A 12787-nucleotide genomic window follows, 5' to 3' on the forward strand; every position below is an offset into this window, starting at 1 on the left:
GCCGTCCGGCGTCGCATGATGACCCGCACCCACACCCGCACCGCATCCATCGAGTCGCCCCGTTCCGTCGGGCGGCTCTTCGACGTGAAGCTGCTCGTCGGCATCCTCGTCGTCGTCGCACTCCTCGTCGTGTCGCTCTTCACGGGCGTATACGACATCGCGGGGGCCGCGGATGGCGCGGAGATGTTCCAGATCACCCGCGTGCCGCGCACGATCGCGCTCGTCCTCGCGGGAGCCGCCATGGCGATGGCCGGACTCGTGATGCAGCTCCTCACCCAGAACCGCTTCGTCGAACCCACGACCACCGGCACGACCGAGTGGGCAGGGCTCGGTCTGCTGACCGTCATGGTGCTGGTGCCGAACCCGTCGATCCCGTTGAGGATGACGGGCGCCATCATCGCCGCCTTCATCGGCACGATGGTCTTCTTCGCGTTCCTGCGTCGCGTCTCGCTCCGGTCGTCGCTCATCGTCCCGATCGTCGGGATCATGCTCGGCGCCGTCGTCGGATCGGTGTCGACGTACTTCGCGCTCGTCACCGACTCGCTCCAGGCGATCGGCGTCTGGTTCGCCGGCAGCTTCACCTCGGTGCTCCGCGGGCAGTACGAGATGCTCTGGATCGTGGCGGTCGTCGGGGCCGTCGTCTTCATCGTGGCGGACCGCCTCACGATCGCCGGACTGGGGGAGGAGATCGCCACCAACGTCGGCGTCGACTACAACCGCGTGATCCTGCTCGGGACCGTGCTGATCGCCGTCACCACCGGAGTCGTCACGGTCGTCGTCGGCAACCTCCCGTTCCTCGGACTGATCGTGCCCAACATCGTCTCGATGGTCCGAGGAGACGACCTGCGCAGCAACCTGCCGTGGGTGTGTCTGCTGGGCATCGCGATCGTCACGGTCTGCGACATCATCGGCCGCACGATCATCATGCCGTTCGAGGTCCCGGTCTCGCTGATCCTCGGGATCGTCGGCGCGATCGTCTTCATCCTCCTCCTGCTGAGGCAGCGTCGTCGTGGCTAGCGCACTCGCGGTCGATGCCCGCACCTCCGGATCCTTCACATCCGCGCGTGCGCGCCGTCGCTACGCCCTGGTGCTGGGCGTCCTCATCGTCCTCTCCGCGGCCTTCGCCTTCGCCCTGCTCGCCTGGGACAACCCCATGCCGATCGGCTCGCCTGGGTTCTGGCGCATCGCGAAGCTCCGCGTGACGAATGTGACCGTGATGGCAGTGGTCGCGGTGGCGCAGGCGATCGCGACCGTGAGCTTTCAGACGGTCACGAACAACCGCATCATCACGCCGTCGATCATGGGGTTCGAATCGCTCTATCGGGTGGTGCAGACGACTACGGTCTACCTGTTCGGCGTCGCAGGGCTCGTCGCGATCCAGGGCGTCTGGCAGTTCGGCCTGCAGGTCGTCATCATGGTGGGGCTCGCGATGGCGCTCTACGGATGGCTGCTGTCGGGGCGCTACGGAAACCTCCAGATCATGCTCCTGATCGGGATCATCATCGGCGGCGGACTCGGGGCGATCTCGACCTTCATGCAGCGGCTGCTCACACCGAGCGAGTTCGACGTGCTGGCGGCTCGCCTGTTCGGCAACGTCTCCAACGCGGACGCGTCCTACCTGCCGCTCGCGATCCCGCTGTGCATCGCCGCGTCCGCGCTGCTGTGGCTGCGGGCACGGCGGCTGAATCTCCTCGCGCTCGGACCCGACGTGTCGCGCTCGCTCGGACTCGACCACAAGCGCGAGCTCTACGCCGTGCTCTTCCTCGTCGCCGTGCTGATGGCGACCTCCACCGCGCTGGTGGGCCCGATGACGTTCCTCGGCTTCCTCGTCGCGACCCTCGCGTACCAGTTCGCCGATACATACGACCACCGGCTCATCTTCCCGGTGGCGGTGCTCACCGCCTTCACGATCCTCGCCGGGGCGTACTTCGTCATGAAGAACGTCTTCTACGCGCAGGGCATGGTGTCGATCCTCATCGAACTCGTCGGAGGAACCGTGTTCCTCGTCGTCATCCTCAGAAAGGGCAGGCTGTGATCACACTCGACGGCGTCCGCCGCGACTACAGCGACCAGGTCGCGATCGGCCCTGTGGACCTCCGGATCCCCTCCGGCGGCATCACGGCACTGATCGGTCCGAACGGCGCGGGAAAGTCGACTCTGCTGACGATGATCGGCCGGCTCGGCGGCATGGACGCCGGAGCGATCGAGATCGCCGGATACGACGTGGCGACCACGAAGTCGAAGGATCTCGCCAAGATCGTCTCGGTGCTGCGGCAGGAGAACCACTTCGTCACCCGTCTCACCGTGCGCCAGCTGGTGGGCTTCGGGCGCTTCCCGCATTCGAAGGGCCGGCTGACGCGCGCCGACGAGGAGCTCATCAGCAGAGCGATCGACTTCCTCGATCTCGGGGACCTCGAAGGTCGATACCTGGACGAGCTCTCCGGCGGCCAGCGACAGCGAGCCTACGTCGCCATGGTCCTGGCGCAGGACACCGAGTTCGTTCTGCTCGACGAGCCACTCAACAACCTCGACATGAAGCACGCCGTGCAGATGATGAGGCACCTGCGCCGGGCGTCGGAGGAGCTGGGGCGCACGATCGTCATCGTGCTGCATGACATCAACTTCGCGGGGCACTACGCCGACCACATCTGCGCCATGAAGGACGGAGCCGTCATCGAGTTCGGGGCGCCCGCCGAGATCATGACCGGCGACGTGCTCACCCGGGTGTTCGATACGCCCGTGCGGGTGGTCGAGGGGCCGTCCGGTCCGTTGGCGGTCTACTACTGACGCTCAGAGCTCGACGCCGTGGTCCTCGTCGTTGACGCCGGTGTTGTGGCCGCGCCGGGACTCGTAGCCGATGAACCAGCCGAGCCAGACGATCGCGGCGAGCAGGATGCCGAGCCAGACGTTCTGGAAGATCAGGCCGATCACGACACCGACGATGAGCAGCCCTGCCGTGACGGAGAAGCGGAGTGCGTTGCGGGACATGGCCTCAGCCTAGGGGCGATCCGCGCCGTGCGGCAGGGTCAGCGACTCCGATGATCTTCGGGGGAGAGCCGCGGCCCACGACGGGGTTCGCTCACCCTGCTCGCGAAGATGAGGCGGATCACTCGCTGCCGGTGGCCGGCCCACGGGGCGAGCAGCTCGAGCATCCCGTCGTCATCCGTGCGGTGGCCCGTGAGGGCATAGCCGACCTGATGGGCCAGGTGGTAGTCCCCGACGCTCACGGCGTCAGGATCGCCGAGGGCTCTGATGCGGGTCTCGGCCGAGGTCCAGATGCCGACGCCCGGCAAGCTCGTCAGCACGCGATCGCGCTCCTCGCCGGCGGGGGCGGCCAGAAGTGCGCGCGAGACGCTCTCAGCGCGCTCGGCGGCGCGCACGACGGTCTTCGACTGCGGCGGCTGCACCGCGACCCGGTGCCAGTCCCACGACGGGATGCGGCGCCACTGCGCGGCGGTGGGGGCGGTGTACATCGGCCTCGGGGTGGGACCGGGTGCGCGCTCGCCGAACTTCGTGACGAGCTGTCTCCATGCGCGGAACGCCTCGAGGCCGGTCACCTTCTGCTCGATGATCGCGCACGCGAGAGCGTCGAACACGACGCCCGTGCGAGCCAGGCGGATGCCGACCGACCGGCGTGCGACGTCGGCGATCAGCGGATGATGGGAGGGATCGAAGCCGGTGGGGTCGTCGTTCGCGCCGCACAGCTCCGGGACGCTGTCGAGCGCGTGCTCCGCTCCGTCGCCCCACGCCGTGGCGATGATCTCGTCGCCGCGGGCGCGCAGCGCGAGTGCGGCAGGACCGAGCGGCGTTCGCAGCGTGCGCCAGATCACCGGGCCGTCGAACACCATGGTCGGGTCGCCGGGCCCCCGTCGCAGCATGCCCACCGTCGCGCGGAGATCGACGGGTGCGGCCGGCCGATACACGGTCTCGCGCGGCGCGCCGCGGGAGGCCGCATCGGCGGCTCCGGCATCCGCGGTCAGGGTCATGCGCCCACCATACGTGGCGGGGCTGACACTCGGATCAGAAGCGGTCGGGCGAGGGCGTTCCGTGGCCGTAGCGGATGACGACGTCGGCGTGCCGGTCGAAGCGGTAGCCGATGCCGCGCACGGTGCGGACGATGTCCTCGTAGCGGCCGAGCTTCGCGCGCAGACGCCGCACGTGCACGTCGATCGTGCGCTCGCCGGGAGTCTCGTCGTCCTGCGCCTGCCAGAGCGCGGAGACCAGCTCGCTGCGCTCGATCGTCCGTCCTTCACGGAGCACGAGGTACTGCAGCAGCTCGAACTCCTTGTAGGTGAACGCCGCGGACTCGCCGTCGATCAGCACGCGCTTGCGCGAGATGTCGACCACGACGCCGCCTTCTTCGTCGGTCGCCTCCTCTTCGGCAGCGGCCTTGGTGCGTGCGATCGCACCCGGCTCGTGCAGTGCGAGACGGACGACGTCGAGGTCGCGGCCGCCGGAGCCGTGCGGGGCCAGGGCGACGGTGGCGTGCGTCTCGGCACCCGGTGCGAGCTCGGCGAGGGTGCGGCGCAGAGCGTCGACCAGGAGCGGGAGGCTGACGCCGGCTTCGGCCGCCTTGATCTCGTCGAGACCGACGTAGAGGGCGAATCCTCGCGGCGAGCGGACGGCGGGAAGATCTGCATCGAGCGGTGCGGCGGGCTCCGACGAGACGGTGCGGACGGCGGTGGCGGCGGCGGGACGCTCGAGAAGTGCGATGTTCGACATGATGATGTAGTCCTCAGGACGTGAGCCGGAAGAAGGCTCTGATGCGTTGCATGAATGACCGGGCGAGCCGGGAAGCGAGCACGGGGTGGGTGCTCGGAGACCAGTCCTCGCAGATCGCGAGAAGTCAGGTCAGACGGAGTGGCTGTTCGTTCAGCGACACATTCGGCAACACATGCCAACGCGACCGGGCATCATCATCCCGGCAGTCCTGTTCGCCTCCTGGGCGGACAAAGGGCTTGCGTTGGTAGTCATGGGGGGATTATGTCGGAAGAAGTCCGCGCGTGTCAAAACGGCCGCCGGTCGGGGAGCGAGGCGTAACGTGGAGAAGGTGACCACTTCCACCCTCGCTGCCGGCTTCATCCTCACTGATGAGAAGGACGCCTCGCGGTACACGCTGACGCGCGACGGGCAGCTCGTCAGCGTGCTCGACTATCGCGACGACGGGAACACGATCGCCCTGACGCGAGCCTTCACCATCCCGACTTTCCGCGGCCACGGCTACGCGGGCGTCGTCGTGGAGGGAGCGGTCGCCGAGATCGAGGAGCGCGGAGATCGCAAGGTCGACGCCGTGTGCTGGTATGTCGCCGACTGGTTCCAGGCGCATCCCGAGCACGCGTCCCTGCTGCGCTCGCGCTGATGCATCGACGTGTGACGCTGTGTTACGCGGCGTCGTTCCTCCGGTAATATGGATGCTCTGCTCAGCCCCGTCGGCTGAGGTGGTCAGGCGCTGACGCGCGCTGGTCCGAGGCTCGAAACCTCCGGCATCGTCCCCGACACCGGAGGTTCTTCCATGTCATCGTCCCTGCGCGCCCGCCCCCAGACACGGTGGTGGGCGCTCGTCGTCATCTCCCTCACGCAGCTGATCGTCGTCCTCGACGGCACCATCGTCAGCATCGCCCTGCCGCAGGCGCAGGCATCGCTCGGTCTGAGCGACGGCCAGCGTCAGTGGGTGGTCACGGCCTACGCCCTCGCCTTCGGCGCGCTGCTTCTGCTCGGAGGACGCATCGCCGACTACCTCGGTCGCAAGCGCACCTTCATGATCGGGATGGTGGGCTTCGGCGCGGCGTCCCTGTTCGGCGGCCTCGCGCAGTCCGGCTGGGAGCTGATCCTCGCGCGCGGCCTCCAGGGGGTCTTCGCCGCGCTCCTCGCTCCCGCCGCCCTCGCTCTCCTCACCGTGACCTTCCCCTCCGGGAAGGAGCGCAACACGGCGTTCGCCGTCTTCGGGACGGTCGCAGGAACAGGCGCGGCCGTCGGTCTGCTCCTGGGCGGATTCCTCACCGAGTTCACCGATTGGCGCTGGTGCCTGCTCGTCAACCTGTTCTTCGTCGCGATCGGACTGATCGGCGGAGCGCTCTTCCTGACGGAGAGCAGGGCGGACGGCGACAACCGCTACGACGTCTGGGGCGCGATCACCGTGACCCTCGGTCTCGGCTCCCTCGTCTACGGGTTCAGCCTCGCCGAGAACGGCTGGGGCGACCCGCTCACCATCACCTTCCTCGTGCTCGGAGTCGTGCTGCTCGCCGCGTTCGTCTGGGTCGAGAGCCGCGTGGCCCAGCCGCTCCTTCCGCTGCGGGTCGTCGCGGACCGGGTCAGGGGTGGTGCGTTCCTGATCCAGGGCGTGGCCGGAGCGATCATGATCGGCGCGACGCTCTACCTGACCTTCCACCTGCAGTTCGTGCTCGGGATGGGCGCGCTTCAGGCGGGCGCGGCGACCCTGCCGCTGCCGATCGCCACGATGATCATCGCCCCGATCGCGACCAAGCTGCTCGGAGTGATCGGACCGCGGCCGATGATGATCGTCGGACCGCTCATCGCCGCGGCGGGTCTGTTCCTGTTGTCGGGCATCACCCCGGACGGCGCCTACCTGGTGCAGATCGCCCCGGCGCTCGTGCTGCTCGGCGTCGGCATGGGCTTCGTCTTCATCCCGCTGCAGAACCTCGCTCTCACCGGAGTGGCTCCGCACGACGCGGGCATCGCGTCGGCAGTCGCCAACTCGGCCATGCAGATCGGCGGATCGATCGGCCTGTCGGTGTTCACAGCCGTGTACGCCGCGTCGGTCGGAGGGCACGCCCAGGCGGATCTCGACCCCGGGCAGCTGACCGACGCTTACGGCTGGGTCTTCATCGTCGCGTCGATCCTCATGCTCGTCGCCGCCGTGATCGCCGCGGTGATGGTGCGGGGCACGAAGGACGAGCTGATGCCGGCGCAGCCGGGACTGGCCGTCGCTGCGCACTGACGTCGTCGTGGCGTCCTCTCTCGGCCGGATCGCGGAGATCTCGATGCGGGGAACGGGCGCCACGGCACGCCTCGGACCGAATGTCGGTGGGGGTTCGTAGCGTGTGAGTATGCGAATCCTGCACACCTCCGACTGGCACATCGGCCGCACCTTCCATGGCAACTCGACCATGGACGCGCTGGCCGAGGTGCTCGGGGCGCTCACGGCGCAGGTTCGCGACCACGCGGTCGACGTCGTCATCGTCGCCGGCGACGTGTTCGACTCGGCGACCCCCGCCGGCCCCGCGTACACGCTTCTCGGTGACGCTCTCGTGGCGCTGCACGAGACGGGGGCCCGTGTGATCGTCACGAGCGGCAACCACGACTCCGCCGCGCGGCTGGGGTTCCAGGCGCGACTGCTGCGTGACGGCATCCACGTGCTGACCGACCCCCTCGCGATCGGCACTCCGGTGACACTGACAGACGCCGACGGCCCCGTGCACTTCTTCGGCATCCCCTACCTCGAGCCCGCCATCGTCCGACAGCACTGGAACGGGGCCGAACTGCGCACGCAGGCGCAGACGCTGGCGCACGCCATGGACCTCGTACGGGTCGGTATGAATGAACACCCCGGCCGGTCCGTCGCGATCGCCCACTGCTTCTCCGCCGGGGTCGACGCCACGGTGGGCCTCGAGCGCGAGGTCCGGCAGGGCGGTCTCGACGTCGTGCCGCTGACCGTGTTCGACGGTCCCGACTACGTCGCCCTCGGTCACATCCACGGGCGCCAGCAGATCAGCGAGCGCGTGCGCTACTCGGGCGCCCCCCTGCATTACAGCTTCGGCGAGCAGAACAAGCCGCGCGGGTCCTGGCTGGTCGAGCTCGACGCGACCGGACTGGCATCGGTCGAGTGGCTCGAGCTCCCCGTGCCTCGCCGTCTCGTCACGCTCACGGGCACCCTCGAGGAGATCCTGTCGACCGAGAACGTCGCCGCTCACGCGGAGGACTGGGTCTGCGCGGTCTACACCGACGCGCTCGCCCAGACAGAGCCGATGCGCCGACTCCGTGAGCGGTATCCGCACTGCGCGATGGTGCAGCATCAGCCGTCCCAGACCTCGGAGACGATCGAGCGGTCGTACGTCGAGAGATTGCAGGGTGCCGTGACCGATCCTGAACGGATCGAGGCCTTCCTCGAGCACGTCCGCTCAGGACACGGGGCGACCGAGCGCGAGGCCGAGCTGATCCGCGAGGTGCTCGATGACCGCGTTCGTGCAGAAGCCCTCGTCTAGTCCGGTGGCCGCTCGACGCGAAGACTCTCCGACAGCGAAGGAGGCGCTCTGATGCAGCTGCACCTCCTCGAGGTCGAGGGCTTCGGGCCGTTCCGCGATCGTCAGGTCGTCGACTTCGACGCCTTCGCAGACGACGGCATCTTCCTGATCGCCGGTCGCACGGGAGCAGGCAAATCCAGCATCCTCGATGCGGTCTGCTTCGCTCTCTACGGTGGGGTGCCACGGTACGAGGGTGGCGAGAAGCGACTGCGCAGCGACCACTGCGAGCCCGACGACGTCACCGAGGTCGTCGTCGAGTTCAGCACTCCGGCCGGCCGATACCGGGTCACACGTTCGCCCGAGTACGAGCGGCCCAAGAAGCGTGGCGGCGGGATGACGGTGCAGTCGGCAGCCGTGCAGCTCGACACGCTGGTCGGCGGCGAGTGGATCGGACTCGCTGCGAAGGAGCGCGAGGCAGCCTACGAACTCGACGAGATCCTGCAGCTCAGCCGTGAGCAGTTCCTGCAGGTGATCCTGCTCGCGCAGAACCGCTTCTCGGAGTTCCTGCTCGCCGGCAGCCGTGAGCGGCAGGCACTGCTGCGGCGGCTGTTCGGCACCGAGCGGTTCGAGGACGTGCAGACACGTTTCGACGAGCGACGCAAGGCGGCGGAGCGGTCGCTCGGAGCCCGTCTCGCCACCGCGTCAGCCCGCCTCGACGAAGGCGAGCGACTGGTCGACAACGCCGACCTCGGGCATGACAGCGACGCGCAGGGAGGCGACACCGCTTCGAGTGAGGCGGAGTCCCTCGTGATGACGACGGACGAGCGTCTCGACCGTCTGCGTCGCGCTCAGGCTCGAGCGGACTACCGCGCCGAGCGTCGCGCGGCGGAGCGTGTCGACGCCGAGAAGGAGTCGGATGCCGCGGACGCGGCGCTCGCGACGCTGCGAGACGAGCAGAGGGCGCAGATCGAGCGCGATCGTGCCAGGGCAGCGCTCGATCGTCTCGAGGCCGAGGAGCCTCGGATCGCGGACGCGCGGACGGAACTATACGAGGCTCGGACTGCTGAGCTTCTTCGGGGCCCGATCACGGCCGCGGCGACGGCGTCTTCTGCGCTCGATGCGTCGATCGAAGCCGAGAAGCGCGCACGCGCCGTGTGGGCGGCTCACGACATCGTCACGGACGATCTCGCGGAATGGGCGGCTGAGCGCACCAGGCAGACGGGCGCGTGGCAGAGGGCGGCGGAACTGGAGGGTTCCGCATCCGCTCTCGACGCCGAGCTCACGGCGGCCGCGGATGCCGTGGCGGCGGCGACCGCGCGGATCGAGGCCGCGGAGGCCGATCGCGTCGCTCTTCCGGGACAGCTCGAACAGCTCACTCTCGACCGGGACGCCGCGAGGCAGCGTGCCGATCGCGTCGCGGATCTGGCTGCAGCGCGAGATGGTGCCGCCGTGCGGCATGCCGCGGCGCTCGAGGCGGAACGCCTCCGTGTCGCGCACGGCGGAGCGGAGCGAGAGCTCGCTGAGGCCAGCGCCGCGCTCGCCGCGGCCCAGACGGCGCTGGCTCAGCTCAGACAGCGCCGCCTCGACGGCATCGCGGGAGAGCTGGCGGCTTCCCTGCAGGACGACGAAGCGTGTCCGGTATGCGGATCCCCCGAGCATCCCGCTCCCGCGGTGCACACGGATCCGGTGTCCGCCGACGACGTCGACGAAGCCGAGACCGAGCGCGACATCATCGCCGGGCGTGAGCGGGACGCCGCCGAGCACGTGTCCTCGCTGCGTGCGGATCTCGCCGCCGCAGTCACCCGGGCCGACGGCCGAGCAGTCGATGAGGCGGCCACAGAGTTGCACGACGCGACCGCCGCACACGCGGAGAGCGTCGAGGCCTCGCACGAGCGGACGAGGCTCGAACAGCGGCGCGACGCCCTGATCGAACGCATCCGGCGGCTCGAGATCGATCGCGAACGTGACACCGCCGCGCTGGCCGCAGCCCGCGAGGAGCACTCGCTCGTGGCTCAGCGCATGGCCGAGGCGCGTCAGGCGATCGCCGATGCGAAAGGACCGTTCGACTCCGTGGCAGCGCGGCTCGCTGCGACGCTCGATGAAGTTCAGGCTGCTCTCGCGCTGGTCGAGGCGTCGGCCGAACGTGAGCGCAGAGCAGAGGCGGCGACCGCGGCGATGCTCGAGCGGGACGCCGCACTCGCCGCGTCCGAGTTTCCCGACGTGGCCGCTGTCGAGCGGGCGCTGCGCTCCGCCGCTTCCCAGGCGGCGCTCGAGAGCCGGATCACGCAGCATGCCGTGCTCAGAGAGAAGGAGCGCGCGATCCTCCTCGACCTCGAACTGCGCACGCTGCCCGAGGAGCCGATCGATCTCGATCCCGCCGAGCTGAGGTCCCTCGCCGCTCGGCAGCGCTGGTCGGCAGCGGTCGACGAAGCCGGGCGAGCTGCCGCCGTGGCGGAGCAGCTCGCGGCACTCTTCGAGGCCGCCGCCGCCGAGCACGCGCGCACCGCGGAGGACGCCGCCGAGTACGAAGTCCTGCAGAACCTGGCCGACACCATCGCCGGGCGCGGTGCGAACACGCGCAAGATGACCCTCGAGACGTTCGTGCTGGCCGCGGAGCTCGAGGAGATCGTCGAGGCGGCCAATCGACGCCTCGGTGACATGTCGACCGGGCGCTACCAACTGCGTCACTCCGACGCGCTCGCCGCGCGCGGCGCGGCATCCGGGCTCGGGATCGTCGTGTTCGACGCATTCACCGGCCAGACAAGGCCAGCGCAGTCCCTGTCAGGCGGCGAGACGTTCCTGAGTTCGCTCGCCCTCGCTCTCGGACTCGCCGAGGTGGTCACGGCGCGAGCCGGCGGCATCCGTCTCGACACCCTCTTCATCGACGAGGGGTTCGGATCCCTCGACGGCGACACGCTCGACGTCGCTATGCGCACCCTCGACGAGCTCCGACAGGGCGGTCGCACCGTCGGGGTGATCAGCCACGTCGAGGCGATGCAGGAGCAGATCCCCGCGCAGCTCTCCGTACGCGCGACGCCGAACGGGCCGAGCGTCATCGAGACGCGCTGAGACCCCGCACCGACGCGGTGCGTGTCTCAGACGCCGTACTCCCGACGGATCACCTCGCGCAGCTGCACGCTGCAGCGGGCGATCGCCTCGCGGAAGTCGACGAGCGCACCGTCCTCGGCTCGATCGGAGATCGCTCGGAAAGCACGGATCGGCACCCCGAACTTCCCGGCGACCCAGATGTATGCATAGGTCTCCATGTCGACCAGTCCCGCACCGGACGGCCGGATGACGGCCGTGATCCCCGCATCGCCGACGAAGCTGTCTCCGGTCGCGATCAGCACACCCTCGCGGCCCGTCGACACGCGCGCCGGCAGGGAGACGTGCTGCCCTGCGACACCGTCGAGGTCGAACACGTCATGCTGCAGCGCGCTGCCGATCTCGTGGACCGTCGCCTCGAGTTCAGGGTCGATCCCACCGGCGGTGCCGACGACCACGACCTCGGAGTAATCCTTGGCGTCGAGCGCACGGGTCAGGGCGTAGACGGCCTGCATCTTGCCCTCGCCGGTCACGAGCTGGTCGAATCCCTCGAGCTCCTCCGGGAACGCTGCGAGTTCGGAGGCCATGGCTGCGACGAGAAGTTTCACTCCCCCATCCTCTCAGGTGCAGCGGCCGCCGCGGAGTCCCGAGCGTGCGATCCACGTCATCTCGATGTAACACTGGAGGAGGATACTGACGTCGGGTAGACCGGAGGAACACATGACCCTGCAGCAGCAGATCTCTGAAGCGCTCGGCGTGAGGGCCGAGATCGACCCCGAGATCGAGGTGGAGCGCCGCGTGCAGTTCCTCGTCGACTACCTGCGCACCACCGGCGCGAAAGGTTTCGTGCTCGGCATCTCGGGCGGTCAGGACTCGACACTCGCCGGTCGTCTGGCGCAGCTCGCCGTCGAGCGGGTGCGAGCAGAGGGCGGGGAGGCGAAGTTCCTCGCCGTCCGGCTGCCGTACCGCATCCAGAAGGACGCGGCGGATGCCCAGGCAGCACTCGAGTTCATCGAGCCGGATGCGTCGGTCGAGGTGAACATCCAGAACGGCGTCGACGGCGTCGAGGAGGACATCGAGTTCGCCGTCACGAGCGACATCAGCGACTTCAATCGCGGCAACATCAAGGCGCGAGTGCGCATGGTGACGCAGTACGCGCTGGCCGGCCACGACGGTCTGCTCGTGATCGGCACCGACCACGCAGCTGAGGCCGTGACGGGCTTCTACACGAAGTTCGGCGACGGGGCCGCCGACATCCTCCCGCTCTCCGGACTCACCAAGAGGCAGGGGCGTTCGCTTCTCCTGCTCCTCGACGCTCCCGACCAGCTCGCCTACAAGGTGCCCACCGCCGATCTGCTCGACGGTCAGCCCGGTCGCGCCGATGAGGACGAGCTCGGACTCACCTACGAGCAGATCGACGACTTCCTCGAGGGGCGCCAGGTCGACCCGGAGGTCGCCGGGCGCATCGAGTCGCGCTATCTCGCCACCCAGCACAAGCGCAACCTGCCCGTGACGCCCGACGACTCCTGGTGGCGCTGAGC

The 12787-nt window shown here is 68.9% G+C and carries 12 protein-coding genes; 8 read left to right on the plus strand and 4 right to left on the minus strand.

The genetic code is table 11. The features are described 5' to 3' along the window. The first annotated feature begins 18 nt into the window (after nt 1-18). From ACIPV5_RS05925 to ACIPV5_RS05935, 3 genes are read left to right on the plus strand one after another with little or no spacing between them, the layout of a single operon-like run. Nucleotides 19-1017 (plus strand): iron chelate uptake ABC transporter family permease subunit, encoded by a 999-nt coding sequence (locus tag ACIPV5_RS05925; RefSeq protein WP_400340312.1) that lies wholly within the window; start codon nt 19-21, stop codon nt 1015-1017. Further along, nucleotides 1010-2035 carry an iron chelate uptake ABC transporter family permease subunit gene (locus tag ACIPV5_RS05930; protein ID WP_320490924.1) on the plus strand — a complete coding sequence of 342 codons (1026 nt, stop codon included), beginning with the start codon at nt 1010-1012 and terminating at the stop codon, nt 2033-2035. The genes ACIPV5_RS05925 and ACIPV5_RS05930 overlap by 8 nt, the downstream gene beginning before the upstream one ends. Next, nucleotides 2032-2787 carry an ABC transporter ATP-binding protein gene (locus tag ACIPV5_RS05935; protein ID WP_400340314.1) on the plus strand — a complete coding sequence of 252 codons (756 nt, stop codon included), beginning with the start codon at nt 2032-2034 and terminating at the stop codon, nt 2785-2787. The genes ACIPV5_RS05930 and ACIPV5_RS05935 overlap by 4 nt, the downstream gene beginning before the upstream one ends. 3 nt (nt 2788-2790) lie before the next feature. Here ACIPV5_RS05935 and ACIPV5_RS05940 read toward each other — a convergent pair whose 3' ends face one another. Genes ACIPV5_RS05940 through ACIPV5_RS05950 form a run of 3 tightly spaced genes read right to left on the minus strand, consistent with a single transcriptional unit; the run spans nt 2791 to nt 4722 of the window. After that, nucleotides 2791-2988, minus strand: a complete 198-nt coding sequence (locus ACIPV5_RS05940; RefSeq protein ID WP_053098832.1) for a hypothetical protein — start codon at nt 2986-2988, stop codon at nt 2791-2793. 38 nt (nt 2989-3026) lie between these two features. After that, on the minus strand, nt 3027-3986 hold the full coding sequence (locus tag ACIPV5_RS05945; RefSeq protein ID WP_056277061.1) for a DNA-3-methyladenine glycosylase: 960 nt from the start codon (nt 3984-3986) through the stop codon (nt 3027-3029). A 34-nt stretch (nt 3987-4020) separates the two neighbouring features. Next, nucleotides 4021-4722 (minus strand): winged helix-turn-helix domain-containing protein, encoded by a 702-nt coding sequence (locus ACIPV5_RS05950; RefSeq protein WP_053098834.1) that lies wholly within the window; start codon nt 4720-4722, stop codon nt 4021-4023. A 328-nt stretch (nt 4723-5050) separates the two neighbouring features. Here ACIPV5_RS05950 and ACIPV5_RS05955 point away from each other — a divergent pair, with 328 nt between their 5' ends. From ACIPV5_RS05955 to ACIPV5_RS05970, 4 genes are all read left to right on the plus strand, one after another. Then, nucleotides 5051-5359, plus strand: coding sequence for a GNAT family N-acetyltransferase (locus ACIPV5_RS05955; protein ID WP_053099389.1), 309 nt, complete (start codon nt 5051-5053; stop codon nt 5357-5359). Between the two features lie 153 nt (nt 5360-5512). Further along, complete coding sequence (locus tag ACIPV5_RS05960; protein ID WP_056277063.1) at nt 5513-6958, plus strand: MFS transporter; 1446 nt, start codon at nt 5513-5515, stop codon at nt 6956-6958. 109 nt (nt 6959-7067) lie between these two features. Continuing rightward, complete coding sequence (locus ACIPV5_RS05965) at nt 7068-8222, plus strand: exonuclease SbcCD subunit D (protein ID WP_053098836.1); 1155 nt, start codon at nt 7068-7070, stop codon at nt 8220-8222. 51 nt (nt 8223-8273) lie between these two features. Beyond that, entirely contained in the window at nt 8274-11270 is a 2997-nt protein-coding gene (locus ACIPV5_RS05970; protein WP_400340317.1) for an AAA family ATPase, read from the plus strand. Between the two features lie 26 nt (nt 11271-11296). Here ACIPV5_RS05970 and ACIPV5_RS05975 read toward each other — a convergent pair whose 3' ends face one another. Continuing rightward, entirely contained in the window at nt 11297-11854 is a 558-nt protein-coding gene (locus tag ACIPV5_RS05975) for a nucleoside phosphorylase (protein ID WP_400340319.1), read from the minus strand. A gap of 112 nt (nt 11855-11966) precedes the next feature. Between ACIPV5_RS05975 and nadE the strand changes: the two genes are divergently transcribed. After that, nucleotides 11967-12785, plus strand: coding sequence for an ammonia-dependent NAD(+) synthetase (gene nadE / locus ACIPV5_RS05980; RefSeq protein ID WP_053098839.1), 819 nt, complete (start codon nt 11967-11969; stop codon nt 12783-12785). The last annotated feature ends 2 nt before the right edge of the window (nt 12786-12787 follow it).

Source organism: Microbacterium sp. NPDC090014 (assembly GCF_044748285.1).
Lineage (GTDB): Bacteria > Actinomycetota > Actinomycetes > Actinomycetales > Microbacteriaceae > Microbacterium.

Bases quoted from the DNA above. Each gene is read 5' to 3' on its own strand.
- ACIPV5_RS05950 (WP_053098834.1), bottom strand. From the start codon at position 4,722: ATGTCGAACATCGCACTTCTCGAGCGTCCCGCCGCCGCCACCGCCGTC.
- ACIPV5_RS05945 (WP_056277061.1), bottom strand. From the start codon at position 3,986: ATGACCCTGACCGCGGATGCCGGAGCCGCCGATGCGGCCTCCCGCGGC.
- ACIPV5_RS05960 (WP_056277063.1), top strand. From the start codon at position 5,513: ATGTCATCGTCCCTGCGCGCCCGCCCCCAGACACGGTGGTGGGCGCTC.
- ACIPV5_RS05970 (WP_400340317.1), top strand. From the start codon at position 8,274: ATGCAGCTGCACCTCCTCGAGGTCGAGGGCTTCGGGCCGTTCCGCGAT.
- nadE (WP_053098839.1), top strand. From the start codon at position 11,967: ATGACCCTGCAGCAGCAGATCTCTGAAGCGCTCGGCGTGAGGGCCGAG.
- ACIPV5_RS05940 (WP_053098832.1), bottom strand. From the start codon at position 2,988: ATGTCCCGCAACGCACTCCGCTTCTCCGTCACGGCAGGGCTGCTCATC.
- ACIPV5_RS05925 (WP_400340312.1), top strand. From the start codon at position 19: ATGACCCGCACCCACACCCGCACCGCATCCATCGAGTCGCCCCGTTCC.
- ACIPV5_RS05965 (WP_053098836.1), top strand. From the start codon at position 7,068: ATGCGAATCCTGCACACCTCCGACTGGCACATCGGCCGCACCTTCCAT.